This is a genomic window from Nocardiopsis sp. M1B1 (assembly GCF_052466615.1).
In genome coordinates this window covers 934,601-950,828 of the sequence record NZ_CP196194.1, presented here as the reverse complement: position 1 = coordinate 950,828, position 16,228 = coordinate 934,601, and the positions used below count along the sequence as shown (strand labels likewise).

Annotated in this window: 16 protein-coding genes; 7 read left to right on the top strand and 9 right to left on the bottom strand. The window is 72.7% G+C overall.

All coding sequences use genetic code 11. From position 1 onward, the window contains the following. Positions 1-142 precede the first annotated feature (142 nt). Both ACSTA4_RS04345 and mca read right to left on the bottom strand, forming a co-directional pair. Positions 143-403 (bottom strand): hypothetical protein, encoded by a 261-nt coding sequence (locus ACSTA4_RS04345; protein WP_444962493.1) that lies wholly within the window; start codon positions 401-403, stop codon positions 143-145. 5 nt (positions 404-408) lie between these two features. Beyond that, positions 409-1,287 (bottom strand): mycothiol conjugate amidase Mca, encoded by an 879-nt coding sequence (gene mca / locus ACSTA4_RS04340; RefSeq protein WP_212641489.1) that lies wholly within the window; start codon positions 1,285-1,287, stop codon positions 409-411. Positions 1,288-1,443: 156 nt separating this feature from the next. Here mca and ACSTA4_RS04335 point away from each other — a divergent pair, with 156 nt between their 5' ends. The 3 genes from ACSTA4_RS04335 (at position 1,444) to ACSTA4_RS04325 (ending at position 3,361) form a co-directional block, all read left to right on the top strand. Next, positions 1,444-1,896, top strand: coding sequence for a DUF4307 domain-containing protein (locus ACSTA4_RS04335; protein WP_047867853.1), 453 nt, complete (start codon positions 1,444-1,446; stop codon positions 1,894-1,896). Positions 1,897-2,033: 137 nt separating this feature from the next. Beyond that, positions 2,034-2,534 carry a transcription elongation factor GreA gene (gene greA / locus ACSTA4_RS04330; protein WP_013151152.1) on the top strand — a complete coding sequence of 167 codons (501 nt, stop codon included), beginning with the start codon at positions 2,034-2,036 and terminating at the stop codon, positions 2,532-2,534. A gap of 380 nt (positions 2,535-2,914) precedes the next feature. Continuing rightward, the gene (locus tag ACSTA4_RS04325; RefSeq protein WP_248773562.1) at positions 2,915-3,361 is read left to right on the top strand and encodes an RDD family protein; all 447 of its coding nucleotides are present in this window, start codon (positions 2,915-2,917) and stop codon (positions 3,359-3,361) included. 177 nt (positions 3,362-3,538) lie between these two features. Here the strand turns inward: ACSTA4_RS04325 and ACSTA4_RS04320 are convergent, their stop codons facing one another. Together ACSTA4_RS04320 and ACSTA4_RS04315 are read right to left on the bottom strand one after the other, a co-directional pair. After that, positions 3,539-4,861, bottom strand: coding sequence for a hypothetical protein (locus tag ACSTA4_RS04320; protein WP_444962492.1), 1,323 nt, complete (start codon positions 4,859-4,861; stop codon positions 3,539-3,541). Between the two features lie 233 nt (positions 4,862-5,094). Next, the gene (locus ACSTA4_RS04315) at positions 5,095-6,246 is read right to left on the bottom strand and encodes an FIST signal transduction protein (RefSeq protein ID WP_444962491.1); all 1,152 of its coding nucleotides are present in this window, start codon (positions 6,244-6,246) and stop codon (positions 5,095-5,097) included. Positions 6,247-6,488: 242 nt separating this feature from the next. On the opposite strand from ACSTA4_RS04315, the gene ACSTA4_RS04310 reads away from it, so the two are divergent. Further along, positions 6,489-7,922 carry a sigma 54-interacting transcriptional regulator gene (locus ACSTA4_RS04310; protein WP_444962490.1) on the top strand — a complete coding sequence of 478 codons (1,434 nt, stop codon included), beginning with the start codon at positions 6,489-6,491 and terminating at the stop codon, positions 7,920-7,922. A 205-nt stretch (positions 7,923-8,127) separates the two neighbouring features. Further along, positions 8,128-9,315, top strand: coding sequence for a VWA domain-containing protein (locus tag ACSTA4_RS04305; protein ID WP_444962489.1), 1,188 nt, complete (start codon positions 8,128-8,130; stop codon positions 9,313-9,315). A gap of 15 nt (positions 9,316-9,330) precedes the next feature. On the opposite strand, the gene ACSTA4_RS04300 is transcribed toward ACSTA4_RS04305, so the two are convergent. Both ACSTA4_RS04300 and ACSTA4_RS04295 read right to left on the bottom strand, forming a co-directional pair. Continuing rightward, complete coding sequence (locus ACSTA4_RS04300; protein ID WP_444962488.1) at positions 9,331-10,143, bottom strand: GntR family transcriptional regulator; 813 nt, start codon at positions 10,141-10,143, stop codon at positions 9,331-9,333. 8 nt (positions 10,144-10,151) lie between these two features. Beyond that, complete coding sequence (locus ACSTA4_RS04295) at positions 10,152-10,877, bottom strand: GntR family transcriptional regulator (RefSeq protein ID WP_212641496.1); 726 nt, start codon at positions 10,875-10,877, stop codon at positions 10,152-10,154. A 309-nt stretch (positions 10,878-11,186) separates the two neighbouring features. Between ACSTA4_RS04295 and ACSTA4_RS04290 the strand changes: the two genes are divergently transcribed. Then, a complete protein-coding gene (locus ACSTA4_RS04290; protein WP_444962487.1) occupies positions 11,187-11,426 on the top strand; it encodes a hypothetical protein in 240 nt (79 codons plus the stop codon). Positions 11,427-11,705: 279 nt separating this feature from the next. Here ACSTA4_RS04290 and ACSTA4_RS04285 read toward each other — a convergent pair whose 3' ends face one another. Next, positions 11,706-12,851, bottom strand: a complete 1,146-nt coding sequence (locus ACSTA4_RS04285) for a cystathionine gamma-synthase (RefSeq protein ID WP_444962486.1) — start codon at positions 12,849-12,851, stop codon at positions 11,706-11,708. A gap of 272 nt (positions 12,852-13,123) precedes the next feature. Here ACSTA4_RS04285 and ACSTA4_RS04280 point away from each other — a divergent pair, with 272 nt between their 5' ends. After that, on the top strand, positions 13,124-13,726 hold the full coding sequence (locus ACSTA4_RS04280; RefSeq protein WP_444962485.1) for a hypothetical protein: 603 nt from the start codon (positions 13,124-13,126) through the stop codon (positions 13,724-13,726). 116 nt (positions 13,727-13,842) lie between these two features. Here ACSTA4_RS04280 and ACSTA4_RS04275 read toward each other — a convergent pair whose 3' ends face one another. Continuing rightward, complete coding sequence (locus ACSTA4_RS04275; protein ID WP_130396426.1) at positions 13,843-14,583, bottom strand: acyltransferase; 741 nt, start codon at positions 14,581-14,583, stop codon at positions 13,843-13,845. A gap of 149 nt (positions 14,584-14,732) precedes the next feature. Continuing rightward, positions 14,733-16,109 carry a cystathionine beta-synthase gene (locus tag ACSTA4_RS04270; RefSeq protein WP_248773554.1) on the bottom strand — a complete coding sequence of 459 codons (1,377 nt, stop codon included), beginning with the start codon at positions 16,107-16,109 and terminating at the stop codon, positions 14,733-14,735. Between the last annotated feature and the right edge of the window lie 119 nt (positions 16,110-16,228).

The following is a 16,228-nucleotide window of genomic DNA, read 5'->3' as shown; positions in this document are numbered from 1 at the left end:
CACCCGCCGGAGCAGGACGCGGGCCACCGCCCGGGAGGGGGTCGCACGCCCGCCCGGCGGGCGCGGGAGCGCCCCGAGGCGTCCGGTCCGGGCGGTGGGCCCGGACACGCCGTCCCGCCGGGGCAGGGCGGGGGGCGTCTCCTCAGGTCCGCGGAGCGGTGTCCTCGGCGGAGACCTGCGCGGCGTCGGCCGACCCGCCGTCGTCGGAGGCCGCGTTCCTCGCGCCGAAGTCGTCGTCCTTGGGCAGGGCGCGGAGCTTGCCCATGAGACTGCGCATGAGGAAGTACAGTCCGACGCCGATCACGAAGATGACGAGGAAGCCGAGCACACCGGGGGTCACGGTGTCCCTGTCGAGCTGGAAGTCGCCCGCCAGCACCGTCGCGGACGTGAGAAGGGTGTTCATACCACTCATACTCTCACTGCTTCTCGGACACCCGCGAAGAGGTCCTTCTCCGGGACCTCGGTGTCCACCAGCGAGCGCACCAGGTGGTAGTCCTCACTCGGCCAGGCCTCCGCGACGACCTCGTTGGGCACGGCGAACCAGAACCCGTTGGGGTCCACCTGGGTGGCGTGCGCCTTGAGCGCCTCGTCGGCGACGTCGAAGTACTCGCTGCAGTGCACGCGCGTGGTGATCTCCCAGCGGGGGCGGTCGCGGTCCGCGATCCGCTTCATCCACTCCTCGAAGGGGTTCTCCAGGCCGCGCGCGGCCAGCACGTCGGCCAGGGCCTCGAACCGCTCGGGCGGGAAGGAGACGAAGTAGTACAGCTTGAGCGGCTGCCAGGGGTCGCCCGCGTCCGGGTAGGCGTCGGGGTCGCCCGCGGTGTCGAAGGCGTGCATCGACACCTTGTGGGTCATGATGTGGTCGGGGTGCGGGTAACCGCCGTTCTCGTCGTAGGTGAGGATGACGTGCGGCCGGAACCTGCGGATGGACTCCACGAGGGGCGCGGCGCCCTCCTCCACCGGGAGGGTGGCGAAACATCCCTCGGGCAGGGGCGGCAGCGGGTCGCCCTCGGGCAGGCCGGAGTCGACGAAACCGGCGAACTCCTGCTGGACGCCGAGGATCTCCCTGGCCCGCTCCATCTCCTCTCGGCGCACCTGCGCGATGTTCTCGCGGATATCGGGACGCTCCATCGCGGGGTTGAGGATGTCACCGCGCTCGCCACCGGTCATGGTGACAACGAGCACGTCGACGCCCTCCTCCACGTAGCGGGCCATGGTGGCCGCGCCCTTGCTGGACTCGTCATCGGGGTGGGCATGAACGGCCATGAGCCGCAGGCGCTCGGACAACGAAGGGTCTCCTTGACTAGGTGGACGGACGCGGGGGCGCGGCCGTCCGGCTCCCCCCGGTACACAGGCTCGGACGACTTCCGCGCGGGGCGCGTGGGGAGGCTGTCAGGTCGGGGATATCTTAGACAACACCGTCCCCTTGTTCGGAGATTCCCGATGCAGCCGACCCCGGAGGAAGACGCCGTGAAGAGCGCCGAAGCCACGGCCGACACAGCGGCCGACTCCTCGGCCAGTACCGCTCCCGCGCTGCGCAAGCGCCACGGGAACGGACCGGTCTTCTTCGTCATCGCCACCCTCTTCGCGGTGACGTGCGCGGTCGGCTGGGGCTACTCCGTGATGAACTTCAGCGGTCTGGGCGGCGGCGTGTACCACCAGGTCATCACCTTCTCGGCGCCCACGCCCGAGGAGGCCACCATCAGTTACGAGGTGAACAGCAGGAGCGGCGCCGAGTGCCTGATCGTGGCGCTGGACGAACAGCTCGTCGAGGTGGGCCAGACGCGTTCCGAGGCCGAGGCCGGGAACCGGATGGTCACCACGACCGTTGAGACGGTTCGTCAGGCCGCCACGGTAGAAGTGGCCTCGTGCAGGGAACAAGGTTCGCAGGACTGATCCACCGAGCCCCTTAGCCCGGCTCCGGAGGCACCGCCGAACCGCGGGAACCCGTGTGTCACGACGCACGGTGATATTCTCGTAAGTTCAGCTCTGGCCGCCTGGTGGCCTTTGCTACTAGTACACAAGGAGTTCCCGTGACCCAGACCCGCGATGACAACGTCACCTGGCTCACCCAGGAGGCGTACGACCGGCTCAAGTCCGAGCTGGACCACCTGTCGGGGAGTGGGCGCATCGAGATCGCGGAGAAGATCGAGGCGGCCCGGGAAGAGGGCGACCTCAAGGAGAACGGCGGCTACCACGCCGCCAAGGAGGAGCAGGGCAAGATGGAGGCCCGCATCCTCCAGCTCACCGAGATCCTGCGCACCGCGCGGGTCGGCGAGGCGCCCCACACCGAGGGCGTGGTCGGCCCCGGCATGACCGTCACCGTCAAGTTCGACGGGGACGACGACGAGGTCACCTTCCTGCTCGCTTCCCGCGAGGAGAGCGGCTCTCCCATCGACGTGTACTCGCCCAGGTCACCGCTGGGCTCCGCCATCAACGGCAAGCGCGTGGGGGAGAACGTCAGCTACACGCTGCCCAACGGCAAGAGCCTGGGCGTCGAGATCATCGACGCCGTGCCCTACACCGGCATGTAGCGACGGTTCGGCGATCACGGGGGCGGTGTCCTACCGCCCCCGCCGCTTTGGGGCGCCCCCGGCCGGGGGCGCCCCTTCGCGTGTGCGGCGGGGGATCCCCCGGAGGGTTCCCCGCGTCGTAGTCTCGAAGCACACTCCCGCGGCGGCTTCCCCGGCCGCCGGTCCGACCAACCGAGGGATTCCCTGCCGACATGTCCTCGCCCCACTGGAACCCCCAGGAACCCCGTCCCGGCGCGTACCCGCCCCCGAACGGGGGGTGGAGCCCCGGCGGCCCCGTGCCCGGCCATGGCGTGCCCCCTCCGGGCACCGGATGGGGCCTGCCGGGGCAGGGCGCGTTCCCGGGTCCGGTGCCGGGCCCGTTCCCGGCGCCGGCGCCGGAGATGGCCACGTTCGGCCGCCGCCTGGCCGCCCGCGCCATCGACTACGTCCTCGTGGTGATCGCCGCGGTCGCGTTCTTCATCCTGATGGCCTTCGTGACGGTGATCCTGACCGGCAGCGACCAGACCACCGACGCCGAGGGCACCCTGTGGGCGCTGCTGTTCGTGTTCGGGTGGGGTCTGCTGCTGTTCTTCTACGACTGGCTGTACCTGGTCACCTGGGGGCGCACGCTCGGCAAGATGATGGTGGGGATCAAGGTGGTCGACGCCGCCGACGGCGGCGGGCTCGGCCAGGGACAGGCGATGGGCCGCTCCGCGTTCTTCGGCTTCCCGCAGTCCCTGCCCGTCGTGGGCCACATCTTCACGCTGGCCGAATCCATGGCCGCGCTCGGCGAAGAGAGGCGCGCCCTGCACGACCGGGTCGCCGGGACCGTGGTCATCCGCACCTGAGACGCCCGTCGCCGGGTGCACAGCAGGGTTGTCCACAGGCGGGAACTCCCCCTGTCGGCGCGGACCAGCCGGGGCCTAACGTGGCGAAGGACGGGTCCCGCCCCGGCCACCCCGTGCCGCCCGCATACCGCCGACGCGCCGTCCCACGGCTGCGCGCCGCCCCGGAGCGCCCCCGCCTCACGGCTCCGCGCAGGCCGGGGCGTCCGCCCCGCCGTCGGCGAACACGGCCGGGACGTAGTCGCCCTCCCCGATCCGGTACCAGGCGCGACTCGTCCCGAACGTCCCCGCCATCGCGTCGCCGACGGCCTGACAGGCCACGTCGACGTTGGCGCTGTGCGCGGCCAGGCCCATCGGCTCGTACTCCAGCCCCGGCCCCCCGCGCACGACCACGGGGTGCCGCTGGTCGGACGCGGTGATCCGCGCGCGCCTGCGGTACTCGCCGGTCCACAGGTAGTCGACCCGCACCCATCCGTTGGTGGGCAGCTCCAGCCCCTGCCGGAACGCTCCGTCGGCCAGGTCGATGCCCGCCGGGTTGCGCACCCGCCGCCCGAACCCGTCGAGACCGCCGTTGTGCCCCAGCGTGTAGGCCGCCTGCGCCTGCGGGCGCCCCCGTGCCAGGTCGGGCCAGGTCTCGCGTTCGGCGTTCCAGTGGTCGTCCCTGGTGTTCCAGGGCCCCACGTCCCAGACCGGCAGGTAGGCGCAGCGCGGCCGGTGGTTCTCGGTGTCGCCCCGCCCCTCGGGACCCAGGGCACCGGTGGTGCACACCCGTACCGTGTACTCGCCGCCGCCCCGGACCGCCAGGCCCCGGCGCGAGGGCAGGGCGGCGAAGTGGTCGTTCTCGCGGATCCTGTGGCCGTTGGCGGTGGTGTTGCCGACCAGGCCGATACGGGTGGCGAAGAGGGTGGCCGAGAACGGTCCGGCGCGGTCGTCGGGACCCTCGATACCGCCGTCCTGCGACGGCCCCCCGGTGCCACCGTCCTGGGGCGGCTCCCCGTCCTCCTCCAGCGGGCGGATCCGCAGGCCCGTGAGGCCGGTCCCCTCCCCGCTGACCCGCACCCGCAGCTGCACGCGCGCGACCTCGTGCGGCAGCGTCACCCGCCCGCCCCCGACGGGGTGCCACTCGGTCCACGCCCCGTCGGCCCGGCCGCCGCGCAGCTCGGTGTCCACCTCCGCGGGGTCGCCCTCCGTTCGCACCCGCACGTCCACGGTGTCGGCCGGGGCCTCCAGCGGCTGCGGCGGGAAGACCGCCAGGCCGCCGCGCCGGGACTCCGGTTCCCACCGGGCCACGATCCCGGGCGCGTGGCCCGCGTCGTCGTCCAGGCGCAGCGCTCCGGACTCCAGGACCAGGCCGATCCGGTCGGCGGAGCCCGGTTCCTGGCGCAGCCAGCCCTCCTCCGCGAGCGCCGGGACCGGGGGCGGGGGCGCGAGGAGCACGAGGGCGCCCAGGGACGCCAGGGTCTTCGCGGTGCTTCTGGCGCGCTCGCGCCTCGTGTGGGACATTCCCGCCCTGCCAAACACGTGGAGTTACCGAGATGGACACTCCCAGTAAGCAATCCGTCGCGAACGCACTCAAGCAGCACGTGTCGGGTGTCGGTCTCACAGCGGTAAAAGTCCGACTCGGGAACACGGTGGAGCCTGTGCCGGGAAAGGGCGCGGCCCGGCTCCCGGTGGCGGCGGACACGGCCCCTGCTCCCCCGCATCGGCCGCGCGGCCGGTGCGGGGGAGCAGGCGTTCTAGGCGAAGGCCAGCAGGCAGGCGGTGAACCCGTGCACGTGGTTGACCCCGCCGACCGGGCCGATCTCGCCCGCGGCGAAGAACCCGGCGACGGCCTCGACGCCGAGGACGCGGTGGACGGCCAGGACGTCGTGGTCGGACTGCGGGAAGAGGGAGGATCCGCGGCCGTTGCAGGAGAAGAGCAGACCGGCGCCGACGGGGTGCTCGGCGCCGAAGTCGCTGAGGCGGCGGGCCAGGTCCTCGTCCGCGGTACCGGCGTCGCGGACCTGGAAGCGGACGGTCTGGCCGACCTCGACCATGTCGTCGACTGTGAGGGCCCCGAGTTCGGGGTCGGCTCCGGCCAGGGTGCGGATGAGGAAGTCGCCCTGCTCGTGGCGGTCCACGTACTCGTCCATGGCGATGCCGATGTGCAGGCCGTGCTCGGCGAGTTCGCGGTCCTCCTCGGAGAGGGACTCGACCAGCTCCTCCAGCTTCTCGTAGGCGTTGGTGCCCGCGAGTTCGAGCAGGAGGTTGCCCTCGGCCTTGGTGACGGTCATGGGCGAGCCAATGGGGCGGCAGCCCTGACTCACGACGGTGCCGAGGACGTTCTCCCCGCCGACGAGGACGCCGATGGCGCCGTGCTCGGCCACCTCGCCGTCGCAGAAGAGCCGCACCGACTCCTCGCCGCGCATGCCGTCGGCCATGCCGCCGACGAGGGGCAGCCCGCCGAGGGCCTCGGTGGACTCGCGGACGAAGGCCTGGGTGGGGAACTCGTAGGGGTTGGTGAGCAGGATGGCCACGCTGTCGCGGGGGCCGGGCTCCTGCATGCCGATGACGGCCAGGTGGTCGTCCTCGACCACGGTGTCCAGCCGGAACGGGGTGATCTCCACACCGGGCAGACCGGCGCACCACACGCTGACCGAGCCCTGCCCCTCGACGCTGCGGCCGCCGCCGATGACCCCGGTGGAACTGCATCCGAGGGTGGCCGCGTCGCCCGCCAGCTCCATGACGCGCTTGCCCGCGAGGGTGACCTCCTCGGGGTCGGCGCCGCAGACGAAGAAACACACCAGGTCGGTAGGGCCGTCCACCTGTTCCAGGGCGCTCAGTACGGCGCGCTCGGCCGCGTTCACGAGGTCCGCCCCCGTCGTCAGTGCATCGCCGAACCGTGCCACCAGCTGCCACCCCCGGTTTCGCCGGCCGTCGCGGCCGGACGCAGGACTCCACCGTCACGTCCCATTCTTCCACCTCGGCGTCGAACAGGAGGTTTTCCGGTGAACGGACACGGACTCCGGCGGCGGTGCGGCGTGCGGGCAGCACGGTGCGGCCGGAGCCCCTGGGCCCCCTTGTATCCAGGAAACAGCACGCCAACCCCGGAAACCAGACGCTCCTTGACGGCTGTGGATAGGTTCGTGGGGTGAGCGCCCTCCCCGAACCCCCATCGTCCGCCCCGCCCCCGCTTCCGCGCACCCGCGCGGACCTGCGCGAGTCCGGGCACGTCCACCGGCCGGTCGCCGCCGAGGTGCGGGAGAACCTGCTGCGGCGGATGGGCTCGGGACGGCCCCGGTTCCCCGGGGTGCACGGGTTCGACACCACCGTGCTGCCGCAGGTGGAGCGGGCCCTGCTGGCCGGACACGACATCGTCCTGCTGGGCGAGCGCGGCCAGGGCAAGACCCGGCTGATCCGGACCCTGGCGACCCTGCTGGACGAGTGGTCCCCGGCGGTGGCCGGGTGCCCGGTCAACGACCACCCCTACGCGCCGGTCTGCCCGGCCTGCGTGCGCCGTTCGACGCAGGAGGGCGACGGCCTGCCGGTCGTGTGGCGGCACCGCTCGGAGCGTTACGGGGAGAAGCTGGGCACGCCCGACACCGGCGTGGGCGAGCTGGTCGGCGACGTGGACCCGGCGCGGCTGGCGCAGGGGCGCTCCCTGGGCGATCCCGAGACCATCCACTACGGCCTGGTGCCGCGGGCCAACCGGGGCGTGTTCTGCGTCAACGAGCTGCCCGACCTGCCCGCGCGGGCCCAGGTGGCGCTGTTCAACGTGCTGGAGGAGCGCGACCTCCAGGTGCGCGGCTACAACCTGCGGCTGCCGCTGGACCTGCTGCTGGTGGCGAGCGCGAACCCGGAGGACTACACGAGCCGGGGACGCATCGTCACCCCGCTCAAGGACCGCTTCGGCGCGCAGGTGCGCACCCACTACCCGCTGACCCTGGCCGACGAACTGGCGCTCGTCCGCCAGGAGGCGGCCCTGCCCGAGGGCACGACGGTGCCCTCGCACCTGTTGGAGGCCGTGGCGCGCTTCACCCGGCTGGTGCGCGCCTCCAAGAAGGTGGACGCCCGTTCCGGGGTGTCGGTGCGCTTCTCGGTGTCCGCGGCCGAGACGGTGGCGGCGTCGGCGCTGCGCCGGGCGGCCCTGAGCGGCGAGGAGGTCCCGGTGGCCCGGGTGTGCGACCTGCCCGCCGCGGTGGAGCCGCTGCTCGGCAAGGTCGAGTTCGAGATGGGCTGTGAGGGCCGCGAGGCGGAGATCCTGCACGCGCTGCTGCGCCGGGCGGTGGCGGAGGTGTTCCGCGAACGCCTGGGGACGGCGGACCTGTCCGGGCTCGCCGACCGCTTCTCGGGCGGCGGCACGGTGGAGACCGGCGACCTGGTGGGCGCCGCCGAGCTGCTGCGGCGGGTGGGCGCGGTGCCGGGGCTCGCGGCGATGATCGGGCACGCGGCCCCCGAGGACGAGGACGGCCCGCCGACCCCGGGACTGGCCGCCGCGGTGGTGGAGTTCGCGCTGGAGGGCCTGTACCTGGAACGCCGCCTGTCCAAGGACGTGCTTCCCGACGGAGGGGTCTACCGCTTCTAGGCGGTTTCCAGGCGGTGCTCTCCGGAGGGGACCGCGCGCCGGGGGCCTCTCGGACACGGCCGTGCTCCGGGGCCCGCTCGGGCGCGGCCGTTCGGTGGTCGGCTCGCCCGGCCAGGACTGCCGGTTCCCGGATCGGGAAGGTAGCCGGTGCGCGTGCGCGGGACGAGCGGTGCGCGTACGCGGGACGAGAGGGAGGCGGACGCCTGTGAGGTTTCGGTACCGGGAGTACATGGGCGGCCCCGATCCGCTGGCCGAACCCGACCCGCCGCCCGAGGAGGCCGTGGCGGCGGCGCGCGAGCTGCTGGCACTGGTCTCCTCGGCCCTGGAGGCGGCGGGTTCCACGACCGACCCGGGGGCGGGTTCCGAGGGCGGCCCGGGGGTGCTGGCCGAGGAGGACCGGCGGCGGCTGTCCGCTTTGGAGGACGTCCTGTCCCGGTACGCCGACGGCGACCGCGCGGCCCTCGGCGCGGCGGACGCCGTCACCCTGGGCCGTCTGCCGGGCCTGCTGGGCGGGGAGGCCGGTCGAATCCTGGCCCGCCTGGACGGGGCCGACCACGGCCTGAGCCCGCGCGAGCTGCGCCGCCTGGGCGAGGTGGCGCTGCGCGAGGCCGAGACCTCCCGGCGCGGGCGCGGCGTCCTCGGCGGAGCTCACCGGGGCGGCACCGCGCCCGGCGGGGAGCCCACGGGCCTTTCCCTGCCCCGCGACGTGGACGGCGACCGGCCGCTGGACGCGGTCGCGACCGTGCGCGAGGCGGCCCTGCGCCGGGCCCGCCCCGGAGAGCGCGGCGTGGCGCTGCGGGCCGAGGACGTGCGGGTGGCCGGGGCGGAGCCGTCGGAGGCCGCGGCCGTGTCCCTGCTGGTGGACCTGTCCCACTCGATGGTGACCCGGTCCCTGCACGAGGCCGCCACCCGGACCGCGCTGGCCCTGCACACCCTGGTGTCCACGCGCCGCCCGCAGGACCGGCTGCACCTGGTCGGCTTCGGTGAGCGGGCGCGGGAGCTGACCCCGGCCTCCCTGGTCGCGCACGACTGGCGCCGCGTCCCCGGAACGAACCTGCACCACGCGCTGCGGCTGGCCCGCGCCCACCTGCGGCGCCACGGCGGCCTGCGCCCGCAGGTGCTGGTGGTCACCGACGGCGAGCCCACCGCGCACCTGGGCGAGGACGGCGACGCGCGGTTCTCCTGGCCCCCGGCCCCCCGCACGGTGGAGCTGACCTTCGCCGAGCTGGACGCCGTCTTGCGCGAGGGCGCCGAGGTGACCTTCTTCCTGCTGGCGGACGACCCACGGTTGCGCGCCTTCCAGGAGCTGGTGGAGCGGCGGCGCGGGGCGCGGGTGGTGCACGCCGGCGCCGAGGAGCTGGGACCGCTGGTGGTGGACCGCTACCTGCGCTGAGCCGGGCGCCGCGGATCAGCGCTCGAAGATGCTGACGTCGGAGGCCAGCACGAGCAGTTCCTCGGGGGCGCCTCCGCCGGAGTAGAGCAGCTGGTGCCGGTTGGCGGGCATGACCGTCTCGGTGAACCGCAGCGGGCGCATGCCCTCGTAGACCACCCGCTCCTGCACCAGCAGCGGGATGCCCGGCCCCAGTCCGAAGGAGTCCGCCTCGTCCTGGGAGGGCATCCGGGCGCCGACGATGTCCCAGTTCCACTCCTCCCGGTACCCCAGCGTCCGCAGGACGGCGGTGACGCCCTCCTCCAGGCGTTCGGGGGACATGAGCGGGGTGTTGCTGGCGATGCCGTACGGGAAGTAGGTGACCTGGGACTGCCACAGGCCGCCGTCGACGAACCGATCGGAGGCGCGGATGACCACCAGGTCCCCGCGTGTACCGCCCTCGGGCCCCTCGCCGCGCAGCCGCTTGGCCACCTTGGGGCGCATGGTGTCCAGGCTGACCTTGATCTTCTCCTGGACCTGGTCGTATCCGGCCTCGCGCAGGTGGGGCTGGTAACCCGCCTCGAAGCGCTCGGAGTCGCCGCCCCCCGTGACTGGCGTGGCCAGGTGGACGATGGGCCGGTGGTCGGCGACGAAGGCCCCGCGTCCGGGCCGGATGGCGACGCGCCCCTCGTCCTGGAGGATGCGCATGCCCAGGCGGGCGGTGGCGCGGGAGACGTCGAGCTGCTCGGCGAGCTCCTCCTCCCCCGGCAGCCGCTCACCCGGCTTGTAGTCGCCCCTGGCCAGCGCCTCGCGCAGGTGGTCGGCGACGACCGTCTTCCTCGACGTGCTCATGCGTGTGCTCAGTCCCGGTGGTAGGCGTTCATGTTGCCGTGTTCGTACTGGTAACGGATGCTGTGGCCCGCGTAGACGGTGTGCACGAGCCGGATGGGGCGTTCCTCGGACAGGTCGGTCCGGTGGACGGTCAGCACCGGGACCCCGGGCGGGAGTTCGAGCTGGCCCGCCTCCTGCGGGCTGGGCATGCGGGTCTCCAGCTCGTCGACGAACCCGGCCTGGCGCTGTCCGTACTCGGCCAGCACCGACAGGGCGCTCTCCACGTCCTCGGGCAGCATGAGCGGGGTGCCCTCGACGAGGTCCATGGGGTAGTAGGCGGTGCTGACGGAGGCCGAGACCTCTCCGGAGAACCGGTACATCCGGCGGACGACCGTCATGTCGCCCTCGGGGACGCGCAGGCGGCTGGCGATGTCGGGGGTGGCGCTGAGGAGCTGGAGCTCCTCCAGGACCTGCCCGGTCATACCGGACTCGTTGAGACCCTCGGGGCCGCCGCGGTTGGCGTGGAAGGTCTCGGGGACCACGTCCTGGACGTAGTGCCCGCGTCCGGGACGGCTGACGATCAGCCCCTGGTTGCGCAGCATGCCCAAGGCCAGCCGGATCGTGTTGCGGGACGCCTCGAAGCGCTCCTCCAACTGCTTCTCCGACGGCAGCTGTGCGCCCCGGGGCAGGGAACCCTCCTGGATCTCGCGCCGCAGGGTTCGGGCGATCTGTCGATATCTGCTTTCGGCCCGCATATATCAATCCTCGCCTGGGTATGAGACCAACAACCTAGCTTGTACCAACAAGATGATCGGGTCGCCAGGAGATCAGGTCCACCCGGTCAACATGGGCCCATCTTAAGTGAAGGCCACCCTAAGTACACGACGGCGCCGGAAGGACGCCCCCGAGAACGAGAACCGACGGTCCCCCGCCCCTTCTCTCCAGGCGCCTGACCCCCGCGGCACCGCAAAGGAAACACCACGGTGAGACACCGCTCGGCGTCCCCCCTCTCCGGAGGAGGGCACGCAGGACACAGATAGGCACTTCCCCCCGAGGAGAACACCATGATCCCCATCGTTATCGCCCTCGTCGGAGTCGTACTCCTGGGCCTGGCCGCGGGGTTCTTCCTCGCCGTCTCCATCGGCATCCGCCGACAGGACCGCCGGGGCACCTACCGCTCCCTGCGCGAGGACGGCGAAGGCACTCCCCTCTCCCGCACCGGGAGCCTCGTGGTGGGGCTGCGCTTCCGCGACGGGGAGCACCCTACCGCCCCCTCCGCCGACCGCACGCCCACTGCGGTCTGAGCCGGAAACGCCGGGACGAACGCCGCGGCGACGGAGCCGCGGCGTGGACGGGCCCGGCGGCGACCCCCGCCCCCGAGAGCCCTGAACACTCCCTCCCCCGTCCGGGGAACGGCCGCCTGCGGCGCGGTGTCTTCCTTGTCCGGGCGCCCGGAGAACGGGAACCTTCGGCGCCTACGACGGGTTCGCTCGTTCCTCACGAACCCGTCTCCGGCCCCTCCAGAACCCCGTGGGCGCCCGAACCAACCCCCCACAAGCTGAGACCGGTTCAAAAAACAGACCCTAGCCCTCCAGGGCCTGGAGCAGGTCCGCCACCAGGTCGTCGGCGGACTCGATGCCCACGGAGATCCGCACCAGGTCGGCCGGGACCTCCAGCGGGGAGCCCGCGGTGGACGCGTGCGTCATCCGCCCCGGGTGCTCGATCAGGGACTCCACCCCACCCAGGGACTCGCCCAGGGTGAAGACCTCGGTGCGCTCGCACAGGGCGAGCGCCGCCTTCTCACCGTCGCGCAGGGCGAAGGAGACCATGCCGCCGAAGGCCCTCATCTGCCGTTCGGCGGTCTTGTGCCCCGGGTGGGCGTTCAGCCCGGGGTAGAACACCCGGCGCACCGCGGGGTGTCCCTCCAGGGCCGCCACGACCTTCTCGGCGTTGGCGCTGTGCCGGTCCATGCGCACGCCCAGGGTCTTGATCCCGCGCAGGGTCAGCCAGGAGTCGAAGGGCCCCGGGACGGCGCCCATGGTGTTCTGGTGGAAGGCCAGCCGCTCGCCCAGTTCGGCGTCGGAGACCACCAGCGCTCCCCCGACCACGTCGGAGTGCCCGCCCAGGTACTTGGTCGTGGAGTGCACGACCACGTCCGCGCCCAGCGTCAGCGGCTGCTGGAGGTAGGACGAGGCGAAGGTGTTGTCGACCACGTGCAGGGCGCCGGCGTCGTGCGCGATCTGCGCGACGGCCTCGATGTCGGTGATGTTGAGCAGGGGGTTGGTGGGCGTCTCGGTCCACACCACCCTGGTGTTGGGCCGCACGGCCGCGCGCACGGCCTCGGGGTCGGACTGGTCGACCGCGTCCCACTGCACGCCCCAGCGCTCGACCACCTTGGAGACCAGGCGGAAGGTGCCGCCGTAGGCGTCGCCGGGGATGATCAGGTGGTCGCCGGGCGAGAGGACCGTGCGCAGCAGGGTGTCCTCGGCGGCCATGCCGGAGGCGAAGGCCAGGCCGCGCACCCCGGACTCCAGGGCGGCCAGGCACTCCTCCAGGGCGGCGCGCGTGGGGTTGCCGGTGCGCGAGTACTCGTAGCCCTGGCGCAGACCGCCCACGCCGTCCTGGGCGTAGGTGCTCGTCTGGTAGATCGGCACCACCACGGACCCGGTCCCGGCGTCCGGCTCCTGCCCCGCGTGGATGGCCAGCGTTTCAAACCCGTCGAACTTCATGGGGCCACCTTAGTGCCCGCTGACCTCACCGATCGCGTTTTCCACAGGCCGGTTCCGGTGGGCGCGGGCGCGTCTGGGAGCCGTCCACAGGCGCGGACCGGGAGTGGCGCCCGGGGTCCTCCCCGCGGTTTCCTGGATGACGGGGGGTCCCCAGGGGGCTCCGGCGCCGTGCTGTCCGCGTACCGGCCCGCCCGGGCCTTCTCTTCGCATCCGGCGAACGGGCACGGCGGCGCAGGCCTACGGTGTCGGACCCCTCGGCCATCCTGTCTGTCATGGACGCGAACCGCACCCGGCCACTGCGCGACCGCCGAGACTTGGAAGCGGTGCTGCGCACGGGATTCGACCTGATCAGACCCGTTGTCCCCGGACTGCGCCACCGGCTCGTCGGCACCGCCGCGGCGTGCCTCCAGGGGGTCGACCTGCCTGTGGGGGACGTCGACCTCCTCCTCGCCCGGCGCGAGGACGTCGACGCCGTCGCCGAAGCGCTGGCGGGCCTGGCGTGCGTGGTGGCGCCGAGGTGGATCGAACCGTCCCGGCAGTACTTCTCCTGCTACAGCCTGGACGGCGTCGGGTTCAGCTTCAGCACGGTCGAGCAGCACTGCGACGGCTGCGGGTGGGAGTGCAAAGGTCCCGGCCCCTGGCGGCACCACGTCGCCGTGGACTCGGGCGGTCACCGCGTCGACTGCGTGCGGCTGGAGCTGCGCCTGGTCACCGAGTTCCTCCGCGACCGCCCTGATCGGCACCGCCCGATACTGGACCATCTCAGTCAACACGGCGCCGACCTCGGACTCCTGCGCCGGAGCATGGCGGTGTGCGGGGTTTCTGAGGAGTTCGTGGACCGCACACGCGGGCTCCGGGCGCACGGCAGGCTCTGAGCGCCGCTTCCGGACCGGTCCGGCGGGCGGGTCTCGGTGCCCTCGCTCCGGCCAGCACGCCGCCCCGCTGCCGGAGGACGCCCTGGTCGGCTTCCCCGGGGGTCGCCGGGCCTGCCCTAGGCGGGCGGGAAGCGGGTGGAGGACCCGGGCCGGGGCGGCTCGGCGGGCACCTCCGGCGGCAGCCCGGTGACGGGGGTGGGCACCCGGGTGGGGGTACCGGTCTCGCGCAGCGGCGGGTCCCAGCCCAGTTCGGGGTCGTGGGTGCGCACGACCTTCCCGGGCACGCCGGCGATGACGGCGTGGTCGGGGTAGGTCCCCGGCCGGACCACGGTGCCCGCGGCCACGACCGAGTTGCGGCCCAGGTGCACGCCGGGCAGGATCACCGCGTTCGCGCCGATCCAGGTGCCGTCGCCGATGCTGACGGGGTCGTCCACCGGCCACTGGAGGCCCACCGGAATCTCGGTATTGCCGTAGGCGTGGTTCTGGTCGGTGATGTAGACGTAGGGGCCGGTGTACACGTGGTCGCCGATGTCCACGGACCTGTGGGCGACGATGTGCGAGCCGCGCCCGATGGCGCAGCCCGAGCCGATCCGCACGACAGTCCCGGGACCCAGGTCGTAGTCGGGGCCCATCCCGGCGGCGAGGGTCATGTCCCCGCCCAGGACGGTGTGCACGCCGATCTCGATCCAGGGCTCGCCGTAGAGGGTGGCCGTGGGGAAGGCGATCGCCGAGCCCGTGCCGAAGCGCGCGAATCTGCGGGCCGCCCTGGAGTCGGCGCGGATTTCGGCCTTGGTACGGGCGTACGACCAGACGGAGCGGAGAACCCAGGACAACAGCCGCGACACGCGTGCCCCCATTTATTACCTATCAGTAACTGTCGCGAACATTAGCAGTGTCCGAGTATGCGATGACATGTCCGGTCGGTTCACGGCGGGGCCCGGCCCGCGCTCGGTTCGAGCGCGGGCCGGGCCCCGTGGCGGCCTCGCGGGGGTTCCCGCGGACGGGATCAGCCCGACAGGTGGGCCAGCAGGTCCTGGCGGGTGAGGATTCCCACCGGCTTGCCGTCGCGCAGCACCACCAGGGCGCCGGAACCGCGCAGCAGGCGGACGCAGTCGCTCACGGGGGTGCCGGTGCCCACGGTGGCCAGCGGCCTGCCCATGTGGGTCTCCACCAGGTCGTCCAGCTGCGCGCGGCCGTCGAAGAGGGCGTCGAGGAGGTCGCGCTCGGCGATGGAGCCGACCACCTCGGCGGCCATGACCGGGGGCTCCTCCTTCATCACCGGCAGCTGGGAGACGCCGTACTCGCGCATGATGGCCACGGCCGTGCCGACGGTCTCGTCCGGGTGGGCGTGCACGAAGTCGGGCATCTCGCCGCCCTTGGCGGCCAGCACCTGGCCCGCCGTGGCCTCCTCGGTCTCGGCGGACAGGAAGCCGTAGTCGGCCATCCACTCGTCGTTGAAGATCTTGCCGAGGTAGCCGCGACCGCCGTCGGGCAGCAGCACGACGATGACGTCGTCGGGACCGGCGTCCCGGGCCACACGCAGGGCCGCCTCCACGGCCAGGCCGCAGGAGCCGCCCACCAGCAGGGCCTCCTCGCGGGCCAGGCGGCGGGTCATGAGGAAGGAGTCCTTGTCGCTGACCGCCACGATGTCGTCGCACACCGAGGTGTCGTAGGTGCCGGGCCAGATGTCCTCGCCCACGCCCTCGACCAGGTAGGGGCGGCCCGAGCCGCCGGAGTAGACCGAGCCCTCGGGGTCCGCGCCGACGATGCGCACCGCGCCGCCGGAGACCTCCTTGAGGTAGCGGCCGGTACCGCTGATGGTGCCGCCGGTGCCGATGCCCGCCACGAAGTGGGTGATGCGGCCCTCGGTCTGCTCCCAGATCTCGGGACCGGTGCTGTGGTAGTGCGACTCCGGGTTGTTCGTGTTCTCGTACTGGTTGGGCTTCCAGGCGCCGGGGATCTCGGTGGCCAGCCGGTCGGAGACGGAGTAGTAGGACTCCGGGTGGTCGGGGGCGACGGTGGTCGGGCAGACCACGACCTCGGCACCGTAGGCGCGCAGGACCGAGAGCTTGTCCGGACCGACCTTGTCCGGGCAGACGAAGACGCAGCGGTAGCCCTTCTCCTGGGCCACGATGGCCAGGCCGATGCCGGTGTTGCCCGAGGTCGGCTCGACGATGGTGCCGCCCGGCCTGAGCTCGCCGCTCTTCTCGGCCGCCTCGACCATGCGCAGCGCGATGCGGTCCTTGACCGAGCCGCCCGGGTTGAAGTACTCGACCTTGGCGAGGACCGTCGGGGCGTTCGGGCCGAGGACCTGGGTGACCTTGTTCAAACGGACGAGCGGAGTGTCCCCGACCAGGTCGATCAGTGAGTCGTATACCCGCACTTGCGCTCCCTCTGCGTCGTGGCGGCCGGGTTTCGGCCCGCCATGTCCTCGCCCCGGTGGCGAGACCGGGGCCGTGGGCCGGTCCGACCCGTCTCAGTTCAGACTCTAATGGTCTCCAC

What these genes read in the sequence shown, in the direction of transcription:
- ACSTA4_RS04285 (WP_444962486.1), bottom strand. Translation starts at nt 12,851, where the DNA reads ATGAAGTTCGACGGGTTTGAAACGCTGGCCATCCACGCGGGGCAGGAG.
- ACSTA4_RS04280 (WP_444962485.1), top strand. Translation starts at nt 13,124, where the DNA reads ATGGACGCGAACCGCACCCGGCCACTGCGCGACCGCCGAGACTTGGAA.
- ACSTA4_RS04335 (WP_047867853.1), top strand. Translation starts at nt 1,444, where the DNA reads ATGCAGCCGACCCCGGAGGAAGACGCCGTGAAGAGCGCCGAAGCCACG.
- ACSTA4_RS04290 (WP_444962487.1), top strand. Translation starts at nt 11,187, where the DNA reads ATGATCCCCATCGTTATCGCCCTCGTCGGAGTCGTACTCCTGGGCCTG.
- ACSTA4_RS04300 (WP_444962488.1), bottom strand. Translation starts at nt 10,143, where the DNA reads ATGAGCACGTCGAGGAAGACGGTCGTCGCCGACCACCTGCGCGAGGCG.
- ACSTA4_RS04320 (WP_444962492.1), bottom strand. Translation starts at nt 4,861, where the DNA reads ATGTCCCACACGAGGCGCGAGCGCGCCAGAAGCACCGCGAAGACCCTG.
- ACSTA4_RS04295 (WP_212641496.1), bottom strand. Translation starts at nt 10,877, where the DNA reads ATGCGGGCCGAAAGCAGATATCGACAGATCGCCCGAACCCTGCGGCGC.
- ACSTA4_RS04275 (WP_130396426.1), bottom strand. Translation starts at nt 14,583, where the DNA reads ATGGGGGCACGCGTGTCGCGGCTGTTGTCCTGGGTTCTCCGCTCCGTC.
- ACSTA4_RS04345 (WP_444962493.1), bottom strand. Translation starts at nt 403, where the DNA reads ATGAACACCCTTCTCACGTCCGCGACGGTGCTGGCGGGCGACTTCCAG.
- ACSTA4_RS04325 (WP_248773562.1), top strand. Translation starts at nt 2,915, where the DNA reads ATGGCCACGTTCGGCCGCCGCCTGGCCGCCCGCGCCATCGACTACGTC.